Source organism: Micrococcaceae bacterium Sec5.8 (genome assembly GCA_039636775.1).
Classification (GTDB): Bacteria; Actinomycetota; Actinomycetes; order Actinomycetales; family Micrococcaceae; genus Arthrobacter.
In genome coordinates this window covers 2,812,049-2,832,282 of sequence record CP143429.1, presented here as the reverse complement: position 1 = coordinate 2,832,282, position 20,234 = coordinate 2,812,049, and the positions used below count along the sequence as shown (strand labels likewise).

The 20,234-nt window shown below is 67.6% G+C and carries 18 protein-coding genes; 9 read left to right on the top strand and 9 right to left on the bottom strand.

The window, feature by feature from the left end; translation table 11 throughout:
* Positions 1 to 76 precede the first annotated feature (76 nt).
* Complete coding sequence (locus VUN84_12960; GenBank protein XAS63204.1) at positions 77 to 922, top strand: PHP domain-containing protein; 846 nt, start codon at positions 77 to 79, stop codon at positions 920 to 922.
* Positions 923 to 1,011: 89 nt separating this feature from the next.
* On the opposite strand, the gene VUN84_12955 is transcribed toward VUN84_12960, so the two are convergent.
* From VUN84_12955 to VUN84_12945, 3 genes are all read right to left on the bottom strand, one after another.
* Positions 1,012 to 1,884 carry a site-specific DNA-methyltransferase gene (locus VUN84_12955; protein XAS63203.1) on the bottom strand — a complete coding sequence of 291 codons (873 nt, stop codon included), beginning with the start codon at positions 1,882 to 1,884 and terminating at the stop codon, positions 1,012 to 1,014.
* Between the two features lie 8 nt (positions 1,885 to 1,892).
* Positions 1,893 to 3,677: a DEAD/DEAH box helicase gene (locus VUN84_12950; protein ID XAS63202.1), complete on the bottom strand. Its 1,785-nt coding sequence runs from the start codon at positions 3,675 to 3,677 to the stop codon at positions 1,893 to 1,895.
* 299 nt (positions 3,678 to 3,976) lie between these two features.
* A complete protein-coding gene (locus VUN84_12945; protein ID XAS63201.1) occupies positions 3,977 to 5,497 on the bottom strand; it encodes an RNB domain-containing ribonuclease in 1,521 nt (506 codons plus the stop codon).
* Positions 5,498 to 5,538: 41 nt separating this feature from the next.
* Here VUN84_12945 and VUN84_12940 point away from each other — a divergent pair, with 41 nt between their 5' ends.
* Positions 5,539 to 6,210: a ferritin-like fold-containing protein gene (locus VUN84_12940; protein ID XAS63200.1), complete on the top strand. Its 672-nt coding sequence runs from the start codon at positions 5,539 to 5,541 to the stop codon at positions 6,208 to 6,210.
* A 14-nt stretch (positions 6,211 to 6,224) separates the two neighbouring features.
* Here VUN84_12940 and VUN84_12935 read toward each other — a convergent pair whose 3' ends face one another.
* The 4 genes from VUN84_12935 to VUN84_12920 all read right to left on the bottom strand — a co-directional run bounded on the left by VUN84_12935 (position 6,225) and on the right by VUN84_12920 (position 8,484).
* Positions 6,225 to 6,932, bottom strand: coding sequence for a thiamine phosphate synthase (locus tag VUN84_12935; GenBank protein XAS63199.1), 708 nt, complete (start codon positions 6,930 to 6,932; stop codon positions 6,225 to 6,227).
* 214 nt (positions 6,933 to 7,146) lie between these two features.
* On the bottom strand, positions 7,147 to 7,449 hold the full coding sequence (locus VUN84_12930; protein ID XAS63198.1) for a hypothetical protein: 303 nt from the start codon (positions 7,447 to 7,449) through the stop codon (positions 7,147 to 7,149).
* 91 nt (positions 7,450 to 7,540) lie between these two features.
* Positions 7,541 to 7,765 carry a DUF3107 domain-containing protein gene (locus tag VUN84_12925; protein ID XAS63197.1) on the bottom strand — a complete coding sequence of 75 codons (225 nt, stop codon included), beginning with the start codon at positions 7,763 to 7,765 and terminating at the stop codon, positions 7,541 to 7,543.
* Positions 7,766 to 7,818: 53 nt separating this feature from the next.
* Positions 7,819 to 8,484, bottom strand: coding sequence for a TetR/AcrR family transcriptional regulator (locus VUN84_12920; protein XAS63196.1), 666 nt, complete (start codon positions 8,482 to 8,484; stop codon positions 7,819 to 7,821).
* A 141-nt stretch (positions 8,485 to 8,625) separates the two neighbouring features.
* On the opposite strand from VUN84_12920, the gene moeB reads away from it, so the two are divergent.
* Both moeB and VUN84_12910 read left to right on the top strand, forming a co-directional pair.
* Positions 8,626 to 9,789, top strand: coding sequence for a molybdopterin-synthase adenylyltransferase MoeB (gene moeB, locus VUN84_12915; GenBank protein ID XAS65858.1), 1,164 nt, complete (start codon positions 8,626 to 8,628; stop codon positions 9,787 to 9,789).
* 40 nt (positions 9,790 to 9,829) lie between these two features.
* The gene (locus VUN84_12910) at positions 9,830 to 10,852 is read left to right on the top strand and encodes an SDR family NAD(P)-dependent oxidoreductase (protein ID XAS63195.1); all 1,023 of its coding nucleotides are present in this window, start codon (positions 9,830 to 9,832) and stop codon (positions 10,850 to 10,852) included.
* Between the two features lie 29 nt (positions 10,853 to 10,881).
* On the opposite strand, the gene VUN84_12905 is transcribed toward VUN84_12910, so the two are convergent.
* On the bottom strand, positions 10,882 to 12,597 hold the full coding sequence (locus tag VUN84_12905) for a DUF222 domain-containing protein (protein XAS65857.1): 1,716 nt from the start codon (positions 12,595 to 12,597) through the stop codon (positions 10,882 to 10,884).
* A 415-nt stretch (positions 12,598 to 13,012) separates the two neighbouring features.
* Positions 13,013 to 14,341 (bottom strand): glutamyl-tRNA reductase, encoded by a 1,329-nt coding sequence (locus VUN84_12900; GenBank protein XAS63194.1) that lies wholly within the window; start codon positions 14,339 to 14,341, stop codon positions 13,013 to 13,015.
* 158 nt (positions 14,342 to 14,499) lie between these two features.
* Between VUN84_12900 and hemE the strand changes: the two genes are divergently transcribed.
* The 5 genes from hemE (at position 14,500) to hemC (ending at position 20,198) form a co-directional block, all read left to right on the top strand.
* A complete protein-coding gene (gene hemE / locus VUN84_12895) occupies positions 14,500 to 15,597 on the top strand; it encodes a uroporphyrinogen decarboxylase (protein ID XAS63193.1) in 1,098 nt (365 codons plus the stop codon).
* 4 nt (positions 15,598 to 15,601) lie between these two features.
* Entirely contained in the window at positions 15,602 to 17,080 is a 1,479-nt protein-coding gene (gene hemG / locus VUN84_12890) for a protoporphyrinogen oxidase (protein ID XAS63192.1), read from the top strand.
* 144 nt (positions 17,081 to 17,224) lie between these two features.
* Positions 17,225 to 17,938 carry a hydrogen peroxide-dependent heme synthase gene (hemQ, locus tag VUN84_12885; GenBank protein ID XAS63191.1) on the top strand — a complete coding sequence of 238 codons (714 nt, stop codon included), beginning with the start codon at positions 17,225 to 17,227 and terminating at the stop codon, positions 17,936 to 17,938.
* On the top strand, positions 17,935 to 19,203 hold the full coding sequence (locus tag VUN84_12880) for a ferrochelatase (protein ID XAS63190.1): 1,269 nt from the start codon (positions 17,935 to 17,937) through the stop codon (positions 19,201 to 19,203). Before hemQ ends, VUN84_12880 begins: the two co-directional genes overlap by 4 nt.
* Positions 19,200 to 20,198, top strand: coding sequence for a hydroxymethylbilane synthase (hemC, locus tag VUN84_12875; protein XAS63189.1), 999 nt, complete (start codon positions 19,200 to 19,202; stop codon positions 20,196 to 20,198). The genes VUN84_12880 and hemC overlap by 4 nt, the downstream gene beginning before the upstream one ends.
* The last annotated feature ends 36 nt before the right edge of the window (positions 20,199 to 20,234 follow it).

Below are 20,234 nucleotides of genomic sequence, written 5' to 3'. Positions count from 1 at the left end.
GTGGTGGCCTGCAAAGCACTGACGGCCGCGGTCCGGGCGCCCGGCCGGCCTGGCGGCGATCTACTAGGCTGGTGGGGTGAGGATAGACCTGCATGCCCACTCGAATGTTTCCGACGGTACCCAAGCGCCCGGGGCGGTGATGGCCTCCGCCGCGGATGCGGGCCTCGACGTCGTCGCGCTGACCGACCATGACTCAACTGACGGCTGGGCCGAAGCTTCCCTCGCTGCCCGCGGGCACGGCATTGCTCTGGTTCCCGGGATGGAAATTTCCTGCCGGACGACGGAGGGCATCAGCGTCCACCTCCTCTGCTACCTGCACGACCCGGCGCACCCCGGGCTGCTGGAGGAAATCACCAAGGCCAAGGATGCCCGCTTCACCCGGGCCGAGCGGATGGTCAGCCTGCTCGCCGAGGACTATCCGCTGAGCTGGGACGACGTCATCCACCACGTAGCGCCGGGAGCCACCCTCGGCAGGCCGCACATTGCCGATGCCCTCGTCGCCGCGGGTGTGGTCGCGGACCGCGGCGAGGCCTTTGACTCGATCCTGACCTCGCACTCCCGCTACTGGGTGCAGCACTATGCGCCGGATCCCGCGCTCGCCGTGGAGTTGGTCCGCGACGCCGGCGGGGTTCCGGTGTTCGCGCACCCGGTGGCGTCATCCCGCGGCCGGATCGTGGGGGAACGGACCTACCGGGAGATGATCGACGCCGGGCTGGCGGGACTGGAAATCGACCATCGGGACAATCCGGAGGAGGGCAGGGCCTTCTTGCGCAAACTCGCGGACCGGCACGGGCTGCTGGTTACCGGTTGCTCCGATTACCACGGCGCCGGGAAACCGAACCTGCTGGGGGAGAACCTCACCGCGCCGGACGTCCTGGCCCGAATCGAGGAGATGGGAACCGGGTCCTCCGTGGTGCGCTGAGCGGGCAGGTCACCACCCCGCCCGATTCGCTATCAGTTTTGGTTCCCAGCGGGCCGGAATAGGCACTCGGAGTGATAGCGCAACCGGGGTCAGGTGCCCGGGAAGGCGCTGAAGCTGGCGTGCGGGGCGAGCCGCTTGGCCATCACATCAATGGCCGGCTGGTTCTGGTCCACGCAGACGAACCTGCGGTCGAGCTTCGCGGCCACGGCGCCGAGGGTGCCGGAGCCGGCGAAGAAGTCCAGGCACCAGTCACCGGGGCGGCTGGAGGCCGCGACCACACGTCGGATCAGCCCCTCGGGCTTCTGCGTCGGGTAGCCGGTCTTCTCCTTGCCCGTGGGGGACACGATCGTGTGCCACCAGACGTCGGTGGGCAGCTTGCCGAGCTCCCGCTTGGCGGGGGTGACGAGTCCCGGCGCCATGTAGGGCTCCCGGTCCACTTCAGCGCTGTCGAAGTGGTATTTCGCAGGGTTCTTGACGTAGACGAGGATGTTGTCGTGTTTGGTAGGCCAGCGGTATTTTGCCCGGGCACCGTAGTCGTAGGCCCAGATGATCTCGTTCAGGAAACACTCGCGGCCGAAGATGGCGTCCAGCATAACCTTCGCGTAGTGGACCTCACGGTAGTCCAGGTGCAGGTACAAGGTGCCGTCATCCGCCAGGAGCCGCCATGCCTCCAGCAGCCGCGGTTCCAAGAACGTCCAGTAGTCACTGAACGCGTCGTCGTACTTGTGCAGGGCGCCCTTGATGGTGTCGTAGGAACGGCCTTTGAACCCGACGCGGTCGCCCGCGCCACCGGCATTGAGCACCATCTTAGTTTCCTGGCGCTTCTGAACCCTGCCCGTGTTGAACGGCGGATCCACGTAAATGAGTGTGAAGGCGCCGTCCGGCAGCGTTGGAAGGTACACCGCGTTGTCCGCGTGCACCACCAGATTGCTGCCGTCCGGCGCCCAGACGGTGTCAGTCATAAAAAGGTTTAGGCCTCGGTGCTGCTGGCCGGAGCCCCGGCCTGCGCCTCGCCGGCCACCACTTCGCCGTTATGGCGGCGGGTGCGGGTCCGGCGGCGTGCGCGGGTGGCACGGTCCACCTCGGTGGGCGCGCTGGCTGCGGCCTTGGCCGGCGCCTCGGCTGCGGGGCCCGTGGTGGCGTCAGCCTCGGCGGGACGACGGCGGCGCTCGCCCGAGCGTCCCGCGTCCTTGCTGCCGGCGCTGGCACCGCCGCTTCGACGGGAATCGCGGCTGCCGTCCCGGCCGCCGCCGGTGCTCCGGCCGCCGTCGCGGCTGCCGCCACGGGGACCGCCCGAGGTGCCGGCGTCGCGTGCGCCGCTGCGGCCGCTATCACGACCACCACTGGTCTGCCCGCTGCGTGCGGTGTTCTTCTTGCCGGTCTCGCCCAGGTCCTCGAGGAGTTCGGCGTCAACGCCGGCCAGTATCCGCTTATCGCGGGGCAGCCGGCCCTTGGTGCCGGCGGGGATGTCGAGCTCCTCGAACAGGTGAGGCGAGGAGGAGTACGTTTCCACCGGCTCAGGAACGCTCAAACCCAGGGCCTTGTTGATCAGGCCCCAGCGGGGCATGTCGTCCCAGTCCACGAAGGTCACGGCCGTGCCCTTGTTGCCGGCGCGTCCGGTGCGCCCCACCCGGTGCAGGTAAATCTTCTCGTCTTCAACGCACTGGTAGTTGATGACGTGCGTGACGTCATCGACGTCGATGCCGCGCGCGGCCACGTCGGTGGCGACGAGGACATCGACCTTGTTGTTGCGGAAGGCGCGGAGGGCCTGCTCGCGGGCGCCCTGGCCGAGGTCGCCGTGGATGGCGGCGGCGGCAAAGCCGCGGTCCACCAGTTCCTCGGCCACTTTGGCGGCGGTTCGCTTGGTCTTGGTGAAAATGATGGTGCGGCCGCGGCCTCGTGCCTGCAGGATCCGGGCCACTACCTCGATTTTGTCCATGCTGTGGGCACGGTAGATCAGCTGCCGGATGTCGCGCTTGGTCAGTCCCTCGTCGTCCGGGTCCGCGGCACGGATGTGGGTGGGCTTGGTCATGTACCGCCGTGCCATGGCGACGACCGGGCCGGGCATGGTGGCGGAGAACAGCATTGTCTGGCGGACGTCGGGGGTGCCCGCGATGAGGGTTTCGACGTCAGGCAGGAAACCGAGGTCCAGCATCTCGTCGGCTTCGTCGAGGATAACCATCTTGACGTTCTTCAGGACGAGGTGCTTTTGCTTGTAGAGGTCGATGAGGCGGCCCGGGGTGCCAACAACAACCTCAACGCCCTTCTGCAGCGACTCGACCTGCGGCTCGTAGGCACGGCCGCCGTAAATGGTGGTGATCCGGGCGTTGCGCTTGCTGGCGGCGTTCTGAAGGTCGTTGGCGACCTGGACAGCCAACTCGCGGGTCGGCACAATCACCAGGGCCTGCGGGGCGCCCGGGGCGGGGAGCCTGTCATAGCCTGCGTCATCGGGCCCGACGACGCGCTGCAGCGCCGGGATGCCGAAGCCGAGCGTTTTGCCTGTGCCCGTCTTAGCCTGGCCGATGATGTCGTGGCCTGCCAGGGCGACCGGCAGGGTCATGGCCTGGATCGGGAAGGGGTGGGTGATGCCGGCGTCGGACAGGGCCTCAACGATGTCGGCGCGGACGTTGTAGTCGGCGAACGTCTTCTCCGCGATCTCGTGCGGCTTCTCGTCCGAGATAATGGTTTCTTCGGGCTCGATCGTTTCCGTTCCGGATTCGTCGGTCAGAAGCTGGTGCGTGTGCAATTCACTCACTAGGGGAGTTTCCTTATTCATTTGGGCTGCGCTGCTTGCTCAACGGGACAGGCCGGGGGCCGTTCCGGAGCACGCTCAGGCGCGCAGGCAATTCCAGTGGAAGCCGATCGCGGGCTATCAATTGCTGGCACTGGTGACCAGCGGGTCTGTCTCAAGATCGCGTAGGGGCGGGCTTGTTGAATTCGAAAATCAAGGAAATCAACGACCGGGCATCCATATCTACCTCTCCAGTCTAGCCGCACACGGCCCGGAACCTCGACGGACACCCCAAGGCCAAGCGCGGAGTCTGTGTCCGGTGCTCAGTCCACCAGCTCAAGGCGCACCTCGCGGGTGGCGATGTCGGAGGAGATAATCCGGACCCGGACCTGGGTTCCGGGTTCCAGCTCGCCAGGGCAACGGGCTGTCACCGCGGGCTCCGCGATCTGCACAATGCCGGAGGGACCGTTGCCGTTGCCCGGTTTCGTGCCGACAATTCCATTGCCGTTTTTGCCATTCGCGTTCTTCCCGTTCCCATTCCTGCCATTCCTGGCAGGCTTGGAACCGGAAATCACGACAGCGTCGAACTCTTGGCCGACGTGGTTGACCAACAGCGCCGCCTCGACGGTGTCGAGGGAGAGTCGTTCTAGCCGGGCTGCCAGCTGGTCGGATGCTGCCATGATCGAGGGAAGGGACGGCAGGGCTTCGCGTGCCCAGGCGGGAACGGACGTGCCGTTACTGAGGGCCTCGCAGATCACCAGGACAAAGCGGTCCACCAGGCGGCGCAGCGGCGCGGTGGAGTGGGCGTAGGCGGCGCCGATGGCGGCCTGGATCTCCGCCCCGGGCAGGGTCCCATCAAAGGGGGTGTAGCCCGCGCCGCGGAAGAGCATGCCGGCTGAATGCACGATCGCCAGTTGCTGGGGATCTGTCGGGTCGAGGGTGCGAAGGTAGTCGCCGTAGCTCGTTTCGCCGTCCCAGGGTTTGCCCAGGGCGCGGGTCTGGCGGTGGAAATGCGCCAGGGAGGCTTCATCCGGTGCGGGCATGGTGCGCAAGATGCCGACTTTCCCCTGGAGCATGATTTCCGCGGCCGCCATCCCCGTCATCAGCGAGATTTGGGCGTTCCAGTCCTCCACCGGCAACGGCGGGGCAGCCACAATCCGGTAGCCGCCGTCGGGCAATTGTTCGATTTCCTGCTCCGGCATGTTCAGGCTGGCGCCGCCGCGGAGCCGTTCCAGCTCCACCCGTTTGATCCCGACTTCCTTGAGGAGCTGAAGCACGGGTGCTGCGGTTCCGGCGTCGAGTTCGGCCTGCACCCCGGCGTAGCTCAGCTTGGCGCGGCTGCGGACGGCGGCGCGGCGCACCAGCACCGAGCACACTTCCGCGGCGGCGTCCAACTCGAATTCCCAGACAAACGCCGCACACAGCTGCCCGGCCAAGAGACTGCCGGCCTCTTCGCTGATGACCTCCGGGTGCAACGGAATCCGGCCGTCCGGAGTGTAGAAGGTCTGGCCGCGGCGGCGGGTCTCGGCGTCGAGCGCCCCGCCGGGGATGACAAAGGAGGGCACATCCGCGATGGCGTAGAAAACTCGATACCCAGATGCGGAACGATCAATGAAGAGTGCCTGGTCCAAGTCGGTGGACGATGCGGGATCAATCGTCACGAACTCGATGTGGGTGAGGTCAAGATCGGGAAGTTCGTGGCCGGCGACCGCCTCTTTGGCCTCCCGGAGAGCGTCCTCGGGAAAGGGGCCCGGCAGTTCCAGCGTGGTGCGCAGCGCGTTAAGCGCCTCGGCGAGTCGGTTCTTCTGCTGGTGGACATTCGGGGTCAGACGATGATGGGACACGAAGAACAGATTAGCTTCAATTGCGCCATTAGTCTTGGATCATGAGCACATCCCTGGCTGATCCTGCCCGTTACAACACCTTCCTGAGGGACCTGCTCGGGGTGATGGCCTACGGCGAACTCTCGGCCTTCGAACGGCTCTCTTCTGACGCCCGGTATTCACCCACCCTGCATGACCGTGCGGTGCTGGGCCGGATCGCCGTGATCGAGTTCCAGCACTACGAACTTGTCAGCGCCAAACTCGACGACATGGGCCTGGACGCAGAAGCCGCCATGGTGCCGTTCCAGCCGTCCGTGGACCACTTTCACGAACGCACCCGGCCGGCGGACTGGTACGAATCCCTCATGAAGGCGTACGTGATCGACACTGTCTCCGCCGATTTCTACCGCGCCATTTCCCGTTACGTCGACGCCGAGACCCGCGCCCTGGTCGAGCAGATCCAGATCGACGCGGAGGCTACCGGCGTGCTCCGGGAGCGTCTGCGCTCCGCCCTCGCCGATGACCCCCGGTTGGCGTCGCGGCTGGCCCTCTGGGCCAGGCGCCTCCTGGGCGAGGCGCTGACCCAGGCGCAGCGCGTCAGTTTCGAGCACGCCTTCATCGGCGGACTGATCGGTGCGGACGGCGAGCAATCCAAGGAACTGGTCCGCGAGCTGATGCGGGAACTCGCGGCAAACCACTCCCGCCGGATGCTTCAGCTCGGTTTGGCCGGCTGAGCGGACAGCCCGGCCTATCCCTCCGGTGCCTCAAGGGCGGCCAGCAGTGTCCTGGCGGCCTCAGTGGGGTCGTTGGCCTCGGTAATGGCGCGGACCACCACGATTCTGCGGGCGCCGGCTTCGACCACCCGCTCCACATTGCCGGCATTGATGCCCCCGATCGCGAACCAGGGCACGACACCCGCGACCTTTCCCGTGGCTTTGCCGCCGACGGAAATTTCGGCCCGACGGATAGCCTGCTCCGCGTACCGGACCAGTTCGAGTCCGACGGCGGCGCTCCCTGGCTTCGTGGGGGTTTCCCACACGGGCCCGACGCAGAAGTAGTCCAGCCCTTTACGGCCGGGGGCGGCGGCAATGGCCTCGTCCACTTGGACCGGGCTGTGAGTGGACCGGCCAATCACAGTGGACTTACCGAGGAAGTCCCGTGCCGCCTGGAGGGTGAGATCCTTCTGCCCGATGTGGAACACGGGAGCCCTCGACAACGAAGCAAGGTCCGCCCGGTCGTTGACGGCCCAGAGCCGGCCGTGCCGGTGCGCCGCCTGGTGCAGGACCTCCAGCAACTCCAGCTCCTCGGCCGCATGCAGCGATTTATCGCGCAGCTGAATGATATCCACGCCACCGGCAAATGCCGCGTCCACGAAGTCAGCGAAGTCGCCTCGGCCCCGGCGGGCATCGGTGCAAAGGTAGAGGCGCGCAATGGTGTGGGCGGCGTCCGGGCTCATGCTCCCAGCCTAGTTCGTGTCCGCAGGGCCCCGCGGACGGGAACCTGCCGCTTTCCGGCCGGCACGGACACCGCGGATCACCCCGGACCCCGGGTGCCGGCACGCCGTCCCCGTGAGCGAATCCCGTTCGCAATAACAGGGGGTTAAACGCCCGTGACCACGCACCCGTCCGGGTGGTGGTCACGATGCGCAGGTCACGGCGCCGGGCTGGCGGCTAAGCGCGCAGGATGGCTGTCAGCCTGGCCGTGTCCCGGCTGGTGCGGGTTTTTCCCAGGTACAGCACGGTGGCGACGGCCGCGGCCGTGCCGACGACAATGGGCAGCACCCACGGGATCCAGGTCAGCCCCGGCTGGTAACCAAACCCTGCGGCCATGAAAATAATCCAGCCCAGCATCCCGACCGCCAGCGCCACTCCGGCGGGCACCGACATGCCGTACTTGGCGTGCCGTTTGTCGTTGGCCCAGACCACGAAGCCTGCCGCCACGGTCGCCAGGGCAACCACAATCAGGGAAAGCATGTTCTGACTCCTCACGAATCGGGGGCTCTCCGTCTGCGCAGCCGGGACGGCTGCGGACGGAGATTGAGGGCGTAGCGGAGAGCGCCGAAACCTAGAGCGCGCCGAAACCGACCCGGCGCACTTCCTCGGCGCCGATTTCTACATAACCCAGCACGTTCGCGGGAATAATAATCTGGCGGCCCTTCTCATCTGTCAGCCGCAGCTCGGTACCGTTCGCTATGGCCTCGCCCACGACCTTGGCTACGGCGTCAGCCTCCTGGGACGATTCCAGGACAATTTCGCGGCCGATGTTCTGAATGCCGATCTTTACTTCCACAGCAAGGCCTCCCAGCCAATCAAGGTTCTTCGGGTGTTATGTCTATTTGTAGTCTAGGTTTCCTTGGGGAAGCGGGAGATTCCGCGCCAAGCTAAACGGTAGATCAGGTCACTGGCTACATCGAGGTCCAGATTGCCGTCCGTTTCCAGCCAATACCGGGCACTGACCTGCGCCATTCCGGCAAGCCCGCGGCCCAGCAGTTGGGATTCCAGTTCAGGTAACTTGGTGTCCTCGGCGATGACGCGGGCGACGGCGTCTGCGAAGGTCTTGTTAAAGGCTTCCAACCGGGCGCTGACGTCGGCATCGTTGACAAGGTCCGACTCAAAGACGAGGCGGTGGGCCTGATCATCACTGGCGATGAAACGGAAGTAGGCGCGCATGACGGCCTGTACGCGTTCGTCGTTATCCGTCGTGGAGTTCAGGGCACCGAGCAACAGCCCGATCAGTTTGCTCAGCTGGCTGTCCAGCAGGGCCATGTACAGATCACGTTTGGACGGGAAGTGCTGGTACAGGACGGGCTTGCTGACATGGGCGGTCTCGGCAATTTCGTCCATCGCTGCGCCGTGGTAGCCGTTGGCAACGAAAACCTCCTGGGCTGCCGCCAGCAGCTGGGCCCGGCGTTCATCACGGGGAAGCCGCGCCGAACGTTGCCCGCTGCGCGCCGGTGCGTCCGGTGACTTTCCGGCGCGACCCCGCTCAACCGGTGCCTGATGAACCACTGTCGGCCTTCTTTCGCTTGCAGTTACGTCCACTTTACGTGCCGGTAATATGACCTGGCGGCATCTTCGGGCATAGATTGAAGTATGGCTTCCAAGTTCACCCCCGACGCAGCCCCAGCAACCCCGGACCCGGCGTCCGGAATGCCCGGGCCCCTGGTGGAACCGGCCGACGCCCTGAGCCCGGATGAGGTGCAACGCTACTCCCGGCACCTCATCATTCCGGAGATCGGCTCGATCGGGCAACGCCGCCTGAAAAACGCCAAAGTCCTCGTCATCGGTGCCGGGGGGCTCGGCTCGCCCGCCCTGCTGTATCTGGCGGCCGCCGGCGTGGGCACCCTGGGCATCGTCGATGACGACACCGTGGACCTGAGCAACCTTCAGCGACAGGTACTCCACGGCGTCTCTGACGTGGGACGACTCAAGACTGAATCAGCCCGGGACGCCATCGCCGCCCTTAATCCGCTCGTGGACGTCCGGTTGCACAACGTCCGGCTGGATGCCTCCAACGCCTTGGAACTCTTTGCCGGCTACGACCTCATCCTCGACGGTGCCGACAACTTCGCCACCCGCTACCTCGTCAACGACGCCGCGGCGATCCTCGGCAAGCCCTACATCTGGGGTTCGATCTTCCGCTTCGACGGGCAGGTCAGCGTGTTTTGGGAACAGTACGGCCCCACCTACCGGGACCTCTACCCGGAAGCGCCGCCCGCGGGTTCCGTGCCGTCCTGCGGTGAAGGCGGCGTATTCGGGATGCTTTGCGCGGCCGTCGGCTCCCTCATGGTGACCGAGGCCGTCAAGCTGATTACCGGCGTCGGTCGCTCACTGCTGGGCCGGGTGGCTCTCTTCGACGCCCTCGGCGGGACCTGGCGGGAAATCCGGGTTTCCCGCGACCCCGAGGCCGTGCGCGTCACGGAGCTAACAGATTATGAGGCCTTTTGCGGCATCACCCCTGCCGCCGAAGCGGGCAAGGAGCACACGGTGACGGCGCCGCAACTGGCAACGATGCTGGCCTCCCGCACCGCCGGGCTCAGGGATTTCGAGCTAGTGGACGTCCGGGAAACCGGGGAACACGAGATTGTCCGGATCGAAGGGGCGGTGCTCATTCCGCAAGGCCGGATTCTGGCCGGAGAAGCCTGGCAGGAGTTGCCCCAGGACATGGATATTGTGTTCCACTGCAAGGCCGGAACCAGGTCCGCGGCAGTCCTCGCGGCCGCACGTGCCGCCGGCTACGAGCGCGTCAGCCACCTCGACGGCGGAATCCTTGCTTGGGTGCGTGACGTAGAGCCGGAAAAACCGGTCTACTGACCCACTCGCCCGATATTTACCCTCTGGAAAGGCCACCCACATGAGCGATGAGAAGAAGATGACTCCGCAGCACAAGATCGGCTCCGGCTTCGGGCGGGACTCTACCGCGGCAGACGTTATAGCCGGAATCGACCTGCACGGTAAGACCGCATTCGTCACCGGCGGCTATTCCGGCCTGGGCCTGGAAACGGTCCGGGCGCTAGCGTCAGCGGGTGCTGCCATAGTGGTGCCGGCCAGGCGGCCGGATCATGCCCGCGAAGTCCTGGCAGCGGCCGGTCTGGCGCCGGGTGCCCCCGGCGGCGACGTCAGTGTGGCCGCGATGGACCTGGCCGACCAGGACAGCGTGAAAGCTTTTGCCGCCGGCTTCCTGGCCTCGGACCTGCTGGGCGCGAGCGGCGGCCTGGATCTCCTCATCAACAACGCTGCGATTATGGCCAGCCCGGAGCAGCGCGTCGGCCCCGGCTGGGAGTCGCAGTTCGCCACCAACCACCTGGGGCACTTTGCCCTTGCCAATCTGCTCTGGCCTGCGTTGGCTGCCGGGTCCGGAGCCCGGGTCGTGGCACTGTCATCCACCGGGCACAAGCTCTCGCCGATCCGTTTCAACGACGTCAACTTCGAGAGCGGCTACGACAAGTGGCAGGCCTACGGGCAAGCCAAGACAGCCAATTCTCTGTTTGCCGTGCAGCTGGATGCGCTCGGCAGGAATTCCGGGGTCCGTGCCTTCGCGGTTCACCCGGGCGGAATCATGACGGAACTCCAGCGCCACCTGCCCAGGGAAGAGATGATCGCCTCCGGCTGGATGGACGAGGCGGGCAATGTCGACGCGCGTTTCAAAACCCCCGCCCAGGGCGCAGCGACGTCCGTCTGGGCCGCCACGTCACCGGCCCTCCATGGCCTGGGCGGCGTCTACTGCGAGGACTGCGACATCGCGGAGCCCACCGTCGTGGGCTCGCCCGAGGCCAGGGTCCGGGGTGTGGACGCCCACGCCGTGGATCGCACCGATGCCGCCCGGCTGTGGACGCTTTCGGCGGAGCTGACGGGCATCGACGCGTTCGGCAGCTAGCTTTCCGGGTCCAGGGCCGGAAAGCTGCTTCAGGCCGCGGGTTGGTACTTTGCGGGTAGAGGGTCGACGGGGAGTTCCTGGTCGGGGTCCGGGCCGGGGTCCGGCGGCAGTCCCGAGTCCAGCTCCGCGTCCAGGTCCCAGCCCTGTCTCTCGTCTGGTGGCGGGTCCCAGTCCACGTCCGTGTCGTGTTCCTGGTCTGGTGGCGGGTTCCAGTCCACGTCCGTGTCCTGTTCCTCGTCTGGTGGCGGGTTCCAGTCCGCGTCCGTGTCCTGTTCCTCGTCTGGTGGCGGTGTCCGGCCCTGGCCGTTGTCCAGTGGCGGCCCCGGGTCGGCCTTCGGTGGCTCCGGGTTCGCTTGCCGGTCCGGGGTCTTCTCCGCCGGGGAGCCCCGGTCCGGGGGCTGGGTCAGTGCTGCGAGGATGGCTGGCCAGGGTGGTGGTTCCCAGTCCTGGGATTCGCTGGGGTAGTGCCGGCCTGCCGGTGAGGTCCATCCGGGCGGGTGGTTTTTGCTGGCCCCGGTGGGTGTCCAGGCTGAGGTGTGTTTGAGGCGGTGGTGTTTGCGGCAGGGCTGGCCGAGGTTCGTGATCCCGGTGGTGCCGCCGTCGGCCCAGGCCAACAGGTGGTCCGCTTCGTTGTCCAGGGAAGCATTGTTACACCCTGGAAAGGGGCACTTGCCGTCCCGGAGGCGAAGCCACTGCCGCTGGGAGGTGGTGAGCCGGTAACTGCTCCGGCCGATCTCCAACGGCGCCCCGTCGCGGGGATCGGTCAGGACCCGGTAAAAGGACCCGGACCCGTCGGCGATCAGGCGGCGGGCCACCGAGGGCGGAACCGGCCCGTACCCGTCCAACACCGCCGGTTCCCCGGTAAGACCGAGCAGTGAGAGCACCGGGACGGTGATCAGGACCTGCGCCCGGGGCGACGGCACACCCCCTGTCCCCGTCCCACCCGTTCCATCCGTTCCACCCGTGGCATCCGTTCGATCTGTCCCGCCCGTCAGCAGCCAGGCCGCGGTGATGTCAGCGCGGAGCTGGGTCAAGGTCCTGGTCTCGGCCGGGCCCTGAAGGGCGCGCGCGGCGGTGGTGGCCCGGTCCCAGGCCGCGGACGCGGTCACGGCCGGGAGGTAGGCCGAGAACCAGGCCATGCCATCCCGGTCCGGGACGAACTCCACCCGCCGGTCCCCGACGCAGCTCGCGTGCCGGGCCTCGATACTGACCGGGTGGTGGCGTTCACGCCAGGTCCGGGCTTTGGCCCGGAACCGGCCCGGGACAAGCTCCCCGGCCGGGCAGCCCCGGGCCGGGTTCGGCGCCGCGGGATCCAAAAAATGCGCTTCCAGCCCGGCCGTCGCTCCCCGGTCCAGGCCGGTGCTCTCCCCGACCATGACCCGGGCGTGCTGCCAGGACAACTCCCCGGCCTGCAACGCCGCCAGCGTCAACGGCAACCCCGAGCACAGTGCCCGGGACTCGCAGATCAAAGCCCCGGCAGCACGTTCGCTGACCGTCAACACACACGCGACCTCCGCCACGACCGCCATCTCCCACGCGGTGCGCTGCTGCGGCGAGACCGCCGGCGGGGCCAGTGCCTCCGCGGCCCGGACATACTCACCGGTCAACCGGACCTTCACCGCCGCGGCCCGGGCCTCCAACCGCGCCACCTCAGCCAACCCCTCCAGACACGCATCCGCGACGTCCCGCAACAGATCCCCACCCGCCCCGCCCGGCTCCGCGGAGCCCGGCCCCCCACCGGGCAGGTCCGCGGAACCCGGCCCGCCACCGGGCAGGTCCGCGGAACCCGGCCCGCCACCGGGCAGGTCCGCCCCGAAGATCGCGGCAAGCGCCGCAACAGAGCCGGCAACGGCACCCACCGCCTCCACGCACTCCCTACTCAAAGCTTCCCCGCTCTTCACACCTTCAGACTAAACCGGGGCACCGACAATCCTGATCCCACCGCAAGAGAGCAGTAAGTAAAGCGGTGTGTGGGCCACGCGCGGAAGTGTTTCACTTGTTGAGAGAGGTGCCACTACCGGCAGGGAACCGAGGACGGCAGGCGGTCAACGGCGCGTCATGTGTCTAACCGTGCACTAAGTCCCAGCCATGCCTGTGGCGTCAGCCAAGGCTGGACAATTCCCGGACCGGACGTGGCTCGGACCCAGCGAATCGGCCTGCTTAAGCGGTCTCCCGCGCGCCACCCAGCGTCTGATGGTCAACCGGGCACTCAGCCGCGGCGGCCGGCGCCGAGGGCTGTTCCACCGTGATGCCGTAGAGCGCCTCGAGGGCGGCAACGTAGTCTTCCTGCTGGCCGTTACTTGCGAGTTCGCGGGCCCGGACCGTGGGAACGTGGAGAAGTTGCTTGACCATCCGGCGGAGCGCGAATTCGACTTCTTCCGCTGCGGCGGTGCAGCCGTGGCGGGCCCGGACCTTTTCCATCTCCGCGTCGAGGACGTTCATGGTGTGCCGGCGGAGCGCGACGATGGCGGAGTCCACCGAACGGGCCTCACGCTCCTGCTCGAACGTGCTGGCCGCACCAGCCACAATCGTGCTGGCCTGGGCCAGCGACTCGGCCTGTTCCTGCGGGGCGGCCAGCCGAACGGATTCGAGCGTCAGCAGTTCCACGCCCTCGAGCCCGCCGATGGCAGGATCAAAATCGTGAGTGAGAGCCAGATCGATGGCGATCAACGGCTGCTGCGAATCCGCCCTCACCAGGGCCAACTCCGCGGCCTCGACGCGGGTGTCGGCACCACTGCAGCCAATCAGGACGTCGGCGGCCGCGACCGCGGCCGGGAGACTTTCCCCATCGAGCGCGGTCCCGCCGCGGGTACTGACGAAACCGGCAGCCCGGCCGGAGGAGGAGTAAACCGACACGTCCGTGCAGCCCCGCTCACGCAGCAGCGACATGGTGGCTCCGGCGTAGGCCCCGGTGCCGAACACCACGACTTTCTTCGTGGACCAGTCCGGAACCTCGGAGAGCTCGGTGGCGAGGTCCAAGGCAACGGAGACCACTGACAAGCCCCGGGCACCCAGGGCGGTCTGTGCTCCCACGTCCTTGGCGGTCTTCGACGCCGCCTGGAACAGCCGGACGAGGCCCGAACTTGCGGTGCCTTCGTGCTGGGCAGTGATGAGGGCGCGGCGCACCTGACCGGCGATTTCGCGCTCACCAACGACCGCAGAGTCAAGACCGGAGCTGACAGAGAAGAGATGCCGGGTGACGTCTGCGCCTGTGTGGGTGCTGAACGACCGGCCGACGAGCTGTTCGTTGAGGCCGGTGGAGCCGCTGAGCTGGCCGATGAGGGCCGCGCGGGCGTCTTCGACGTCGTCCGGGCGTGCGGCCTCACCGTAAATCTCGAAGCGGTTGCAGGTGGAAAGCACAATGGCACCCGTCACGGCCGGTGAACCGGCAAGGGCGGATGTGGCGAGCTCTGAAGCACCGGTGCTCAATTGAGCAACGGTCTCGAGGTCGATGTCGGCGTGGGTCGCCACCAGAGAAAATAGAACCACAGCAGGTCCAGCATAGCTTTTTCGTGCCCGCGTAGAACAAATTTTCCCAGTGGAACCGGACACGCCCGGCTGTGATTCCGCTCACCACCTGCCCGGTAGGTGGGTGCGCAGGTGTCCGGCGTTATCTTTTAGGCCCATTTTTCGGCACAATCAAAGGCATGACTCCTCGCGCTGCGGCAACTCCTGATCTCTCCGGCCTCGACGCAGGGCACCCGTTGATGGACGGGCGCACCGCGGATTCGCCGCTCATCACCGCCTACCGCGGCGGCAAGCCCTCCCGCCGTCCGGTGTGGTTCATGCGCCAGGCCGGCCGTTCGCTCCCCGAGTACCTCAAGGTACGCGAGGGCGTCGCGATGCTGGATTCCTGCCTGCGCCCCGAGCTGGCGTCCGAGATCACCCTCCAGCCGGTGCGCCGCCACGACGTTGACGCTGCCATCTTCTTTTCCGACATCGTGATACCGCTCAAGTTGGCGGGGGTCGGCGTCGACATCGTTCCAGGCGTGGGGCCCGTGCTGGAGAAGCCTGTCCGCACGGCAGCCGACGTTGCCGCCCTGCCACAGCTGACCTGGGAATCCCTTGAGCCCATCCGCGAAGCCGTCCGGCTCACCGTGGCCCAGCTGGGCAAGACCCCGCTGATCGGCTTTGCCGGCGCACCGTTCACGCTCGCGGCGTACATGGTGGAGGGAAAGCCCTCCCGCGACCACCTCGGACCGCGCACCATGATGCACGCCGACCCGGAAACCTGGACGGCCCTGGCAAACTGGGCAGCGGACGCCTCAGGGATGTTCCTGCGCGCGCAACTGGAAGCGGGAGCCTCCGCCGGCCAGCTGTTCGACTCCTGGGCCGGTTCTCTGGGCCTGGCCGACTACAGGAATTTCGTCGCCCCAGCCTCCGCGCGTGCCCTGGACCACGTCCGGAACCTCGGCGCGCCGCTGATCCACTTCGGCACCGGGACCTCGGAACTGCTTGTTGCCATGCGCGACGTCGGTGTCGATGTTGTCGGGGTGGACTACCGGCTGCCGCTCGATGAAGCCAACCGCCGGCTGGGCGGCACGGTGCCGCTGCAGGGCAACATCGACCCGGCCCTCTTGTCCGCACCCTGGGAGGTGCTGGAAGCCCATGTCCGGGCTGTGATCGCGGCGGGCGCCTCGGCGCCCGGCCACGTGCTGAACCTGGGTCACGGCGTGCCGCCGGAAACGGATCCGGCCGTGCTCACGCGCGTCGTCGAACTCATCCACTCGATTTCCCCGGAGTAGGCGCATGGAGGCACCCCGCGGCGGCGCTGCGGAGAACGCACCGCAGACCGCGGTGGTAGTGGGTGGTGGCATCTCCGGCCTGCTCGCGGCCCGGGCACTGGCCAGAGCCGGCATCCGCACCACGGTGCTGGAGGCCTCCGAAGCCTGGGGCGGCTGCGTCGGCAGCCACGTTGTGGCCGGCCTGACCCTCGACAGCGGTGCCGAGTCCTTCGCGACCCGTTCCTCCGCCGTCGCAGACCTCGCCGCCGAGTTGGGTCTGTCCTCGCAGATCGTCGCACCGCAGCCGGGCGGGGCCTGGGTCCAGCTGCCCGAGGGCCCACGCGAACTGCCCCGCACCGGAGTTCTCGGCATTCCGGCGAACCCCTGGGATCCGGAAGTCCGCCGCACCCTCGGCCTTTCCGGATCGCTCCGGGCATCGCTCGATAGGCTCCTGCCGGCCAATATCGGCACCAAGGCAGAGGCCACGAGCGTGTCTGCTCTGGTCCGCACCCGGATGGGTCGCAGAGTACTGGAACGGCTGGTGGCCCCCGTCGTCGGCGGGGTTCACTCCGCGGATCCGGACGTCCTCGACGTCGACATGGTGGCACCGGGCCTGCGCGCCGGTATCAAGGAACATGGCTCCCTCGCCGCCGCCGTCGCTGCGCAACGGCGCGGTGCTCGGGCCGGGGGCGCCGGGGGAGAGGGCGCCGCACCACCGGCACTGCAAAAGGCTGGATCGGCCGTCGCCGGGCTGCGCGGCGGGATGCACACCCTCATCACCGCCCTGCTGACCGAGGCCCGGCGCGGGGGAGTGACGCTGCTCAACGGCACCAAGGCCGACTCGGTGGAGCGGACCGCCGAAGGCTGGCGGGTCACCTCCGGAGATACAGCGCGCGACGCCGGGCTGCTGGTTGTCGCCGTGGACGGTCCGGCGGCCGTCGGACTACTGTCCGGCGCCCTGCCGGAACTTGCCGGCCTCAGCCCCGAGGCCGGACCCGACGTCAGCCTCGTCACCCTCGTGGTGGATCTGCCCCGGCTCGACGCCCGGCCGCGCGGCACCGGTGTCCTGGTCGCACCGCAGAGCCTGGGGATCCAGGCTAAAGCCCTCACCCATGCGACCGCCAAGTGGCAGTGGTTGCTGGACCAGACCGGTCCCGGAACCCACGTCGTCCGGCTCTCCTATGGACGCGGGGATGCCCGGCACGGAGCCACGGCCCGGCCCGAGCCCCGCTCCGAGGCAGAACTGTTCCTGGCCGCGCTGCAGGACGCCTCCGAGCTGCTGTCCGTTCCGCTCACCGATGCGGACGTCATCGACTGGGATGTGGTGCGCTGGGGCGGCGCCCTGCCCTTCGCCTCGCTGGGGCACAGGCGCCGGGTCGCCGAGGTTCGCCGTATCTGCGCGGCGGACGGCGCGCTGGCCGTGGTGGGTGGATGGCTGTCCGGCAACGGCCTGGCCGCGATCGTCGCTGATACGCCGAACCAGGTCCGGCGCCTGATCACCTGAAGGGCGCCGGCTGCCCGGACGGTACCTGCCGGGCAGCGCAATTCCAGCGGCTCACACCGGGTCGAATGTGAAATCGGGCACTTCTACGGGTTGTAGAAGTGCGTGATTTCGACTTAGCAGGAGCAAGGGGGCAGACTGGTATCCATGAGCCACACTTCTGCCGAAACTGTCACTAAAACTGCATCAGCCAGCGAAGAATCAGGCGAGCAGTTCTTCACGCTCTGGACGGTTTTCAAGCGGACCTCCGACGTTCTCCGCAGCAGCGAGGCTGCCGGGGAATTCGAGGCGCTCACCGCCCGCCTGGCGGAAGCCGGCGTAGTCCACCGCGGCAGCTACGACGTCTCGGGGATGCGGGCCGACGCGGACATCATGGTCTGGCTGCACGGTTCCGAGCCCGAAGCCCTCCAGCGGGCCGTCCGGGACATTCGCCGCAGCAAACTGTTCACCGGCACCGATATCGCGTGGTCCGCCATGGGCGTGCACCGGGAGGCCGAGTTCGCCAAGAGCCACACTCCCGCTTTCTCCCGCGGCGTGGAACCGGCAGAGTGGCTCTGCGTCTACCCGTTTGTCCGTTCTTACGAGTGGTACCTGCTCCCCGACGCCGAACGTGGCGCAATGCTCCGGGACCACGGCCTGCTGGGCCGGGACTTCCCGCAGGTCATCGCCAACACCGTGTCCTCCTTCGCCCTCGGTGACTGGGAATGGATCCTCGGCCTGGAAGCCCCAGAGCTCGTGAACCTCGTGGACCTGATGCGCCACCTGCGGGCCACCGAAGCCCGCCACCACGTCCGCGAAGAAGTCCCGTTCTACACCGGCCGCCGGGTCAACGCCGCCGAGATTGCCGAGGTCCTCTCATGAGCCCGCTGAATCCCCAAGACGCCCTCACAACCGTCAACGACGTCACCGAGGCGGGCCGGATGGCCCCCAAGGACTACGACGCCGTCCTCCTGGCCTCCTTCGGCGGCCCGGAAGGTCAGGATGACGTCCTTCCGTTCCTGCGCAATGTCACCCGCGGCCGCGGCATCCCGGATGAACGGCTCGAAGAGGTCTCGCACCATTACCGCGCCAACGGCGGCATCAGCCCGATCAACGCCCAGAACCGGGAGCTCAAGGCCGCGATGGAGGCCGAGTTCTCGGCTCGGGGCATCGACCTGCCGATCTTCTGGGGCAACCGCAACTGGGATCCGTACATCCCGCAGACCCTGCAGGAGATCTACGACGCCGGGCACCGCAAGGTGCTGATGGTCACCACCAGCGCCTACTCCTGCTACTCCAGCTGCCGCCAGTACCGCGAGGACATCGGCATGGCGCTGACGGAGACCGGCCTGGACGGACGGCTCGAAGTCGACAAGGTCCGCCAATACTTTGACCACCCCGGCTTTGTCGAACCGTTTATCGAAGGAACCGCCGCCGGCCTCGCCGACGTCCGGCGCCAGCTGGCCGAGGCGGGGACCCCCGACGCGCAGGTGCACATTCTCTTCGCCACGCACTCCATTCCCACCCGCGATGCGGCCGCCTCCGGAAACTCCGAGGGCGAGCCGCGCCAGTTCGAGGAAGACTCCGCCTACGTGGCCCAGCACCTGGCCACGGGCACCGAGGTCATCCGCCGGGTGGAGGCGGAGACAGGCGACACCGCCCCCTGGTCACTGGTCTACCAGTCCCGCTCCGGGGCACCGCACGTGCCGTGGCTCGAGCCCGACATCAACGACGCCATCGAAGAACTCGCCGGCAAGGGCGTCAAGGGAATCGTGATCGTTCCGCTGGGCTTCGTCAGCGACCACATGGAGGTCCTCTGGGATCTCGACACCGAGGCGCTGGAAACCTGCGGAAAGCTCGGCTTGGCCGCAACCCGGGTCCCCACCCCCGGAACGCACCGCAAGTTCGTCGGCGGGATCGTGGACCTGATCAGTGAACGCACGAAGGCCAACAACATCGCCGACCGACCGCACCTGACCAAGCTCGGACCCTGGTACGACGTGTGCCGTCCCGGCTGCTGCGCGAATTTCCGCGGGCAGAAGCCGGCCATCTCCGCCGCCGACACCACCGTCGGCACCGGCCACGACCCGTACCCGCCGGCCCCCGCCGGCGCAACCGCTCCGGCGGGGGACCAGGACACCCCATGACCGTCCGGATCGGAACCAGGGCCAGCAAGCTGGCCCTGACCCAGACCCGGCAGACCGCGGACCAGCTGACCGCCGTCGGCGGCTTCCCGGTGGAGCTGGTCCACATCCGGACCGACGGCGACGTCCTCACCGGATCCTTGTCCCAGATGGGCGGCACCGGCGTCTTCGTCGCCGCCCTTCGCGATGCCCTGCTGCAGGATAAATGCGACGTCGCCGTGCACTCGCTCAAGGACCTCCCTACCGGGGCGGCACTCGGGCTGACACTTGCGGCTACCCCCAAGCGGGTAGACGTCCGTGACGTGGTGTGCGCCCGCGACGGACTCAAGCTCGCGGACCTGCCCGCTGGAGCCACTGTCGGCACCGGCTCGCCGCGGCGCGCCGCCCAGCTCAGGGCAGCCCGTCCGGACCTGGACATCCGCGATATCCGCGGCAACGTGGACACCCGGCTCGGGCGGGTCCCCGGCCTGCCCGGGAACAGCACTGACGCCGTCGTCAACGGAAAAAGCTGCGACCTCGACGCCGTAGTGCTCGCCGCCGCCGGATTGCAGCGGATCGGCCGGCTCGACGCTGTCAGCGAATTCCTTGGGACCGAGGTCATGCTGCCAGCGGCCGGGCAGGGCTCCCTCGCCATCGAATGCCGCTACGCCGACGCGCCGCGCAAGGCGGGCTCCACCGAAGGATCGCAAGGCGTGCTGGCACAGGCCCTCGCCGCCCTGGATGACCCCGATACCCGGCTGGCAGTCACCGCAGAGCGGGCGCTGCTGGCCCGGCTGGAAGCCGGCTGCGCCGCACCTGTGGGCGCCTACGCCCAACGAAAGGGCAACTTGTTGCACCTCGAAGCAGTGGTCTGCGCCGTCGACGGAACGGCCACTGTCCGGGACGAGAAATCCACGGACGGACTCACCGAGGTCGGGGCAACCCTGCTCGGCATTGAGCTCGCCGAAGTCCTGCTGGCCCGCGGCGCAGCCGACATCGCAGACCTGGCCGCGTCCTGAGCCAGGGATCCCGATCCTTCCTGGAAAGGCATGGAG

What these genes read in the sequence shown, in the direction of transcription:
- VUN84_12955 (XAS63203.1), bottom strand. Translation starts at nt 1,884, where the DNA reads ATGACTGACACCGTCTGGGCGCCGGACGGCAGCAATCTGGTGGTGCAC.
- VUN84_12940 (XAS63200.1), top strand. Translation starts at nt 5,539, where the DNA reads ATGAGCACATCCCTGGCTGATCCTGCCCGTTACAACACCTTCCTGAGG.
- hemC (XAS63189.1), top strand. Translation starts at nt 19,200, where the DNA reads ATGACCGTCCGGATCGGAACCAGGGCCAGCAAGCTGGCCCTGACCCAG.
- VUN84_12935 (XAS63199.1), bottom strand. Translation starts at nt 6,932, where the DNA reads ATGAGCCCGGACGCCGCCCACACCATTGCGCGCCTCTACCTTTGCACC.
- hemG (XAS63192.1), top strand. Translation starts at nt 15,602, where the DNA reads ATGGAGGCACCCCGCGGCGGCGCTGCGGAGAACGCACCGCAGACCGCG.
- moeB (XAS65858.1), top strand. Translation starts at nt 8,626, where the DNA reads ATGCCCGGGCCCCTGGTGGAACCGGCCGACGCCCTGAGCCCGGATGAG.
- hemE (XAS63193.1), top strand. Translation starts at nt 14,500, where the DNA reads ATGACTCCTCGCGCTGCGGCAACTCCTGATCTCTCCGGCCTCGACGCA.
- VUN84_12930 (XAS63198.1), bottom strand. Translation starts at nt 7,449, where the DNA reads ATGCTTTCCCTGATTGTGGTTGCCCTGGCGACCGTGGCGGCAGGCTTC.
- hemQ (XAS63191.1), top strand. Translation starts at nt 17,225, where the DNA reads ATGAGCCACACTTCTGCCGAAACTGTCACTAAAACTGCATCAGCCAGC.
- VUN84_12910 (XAS63195.1), top strand. Translation starts at nt 9,830, where the DNA reads ATGAGCGATGAGAAGAAGATGACTCCGCAGCACAAGATCGGCTCCGGC.
- VUN84_12880 (XAS63190.1), top strand. Translation starts at nt 17,935, where the DNA reads ATGAGCCCGCTGAATCCCCAAGACGCCCTCACAACCGTCAACGACGTC.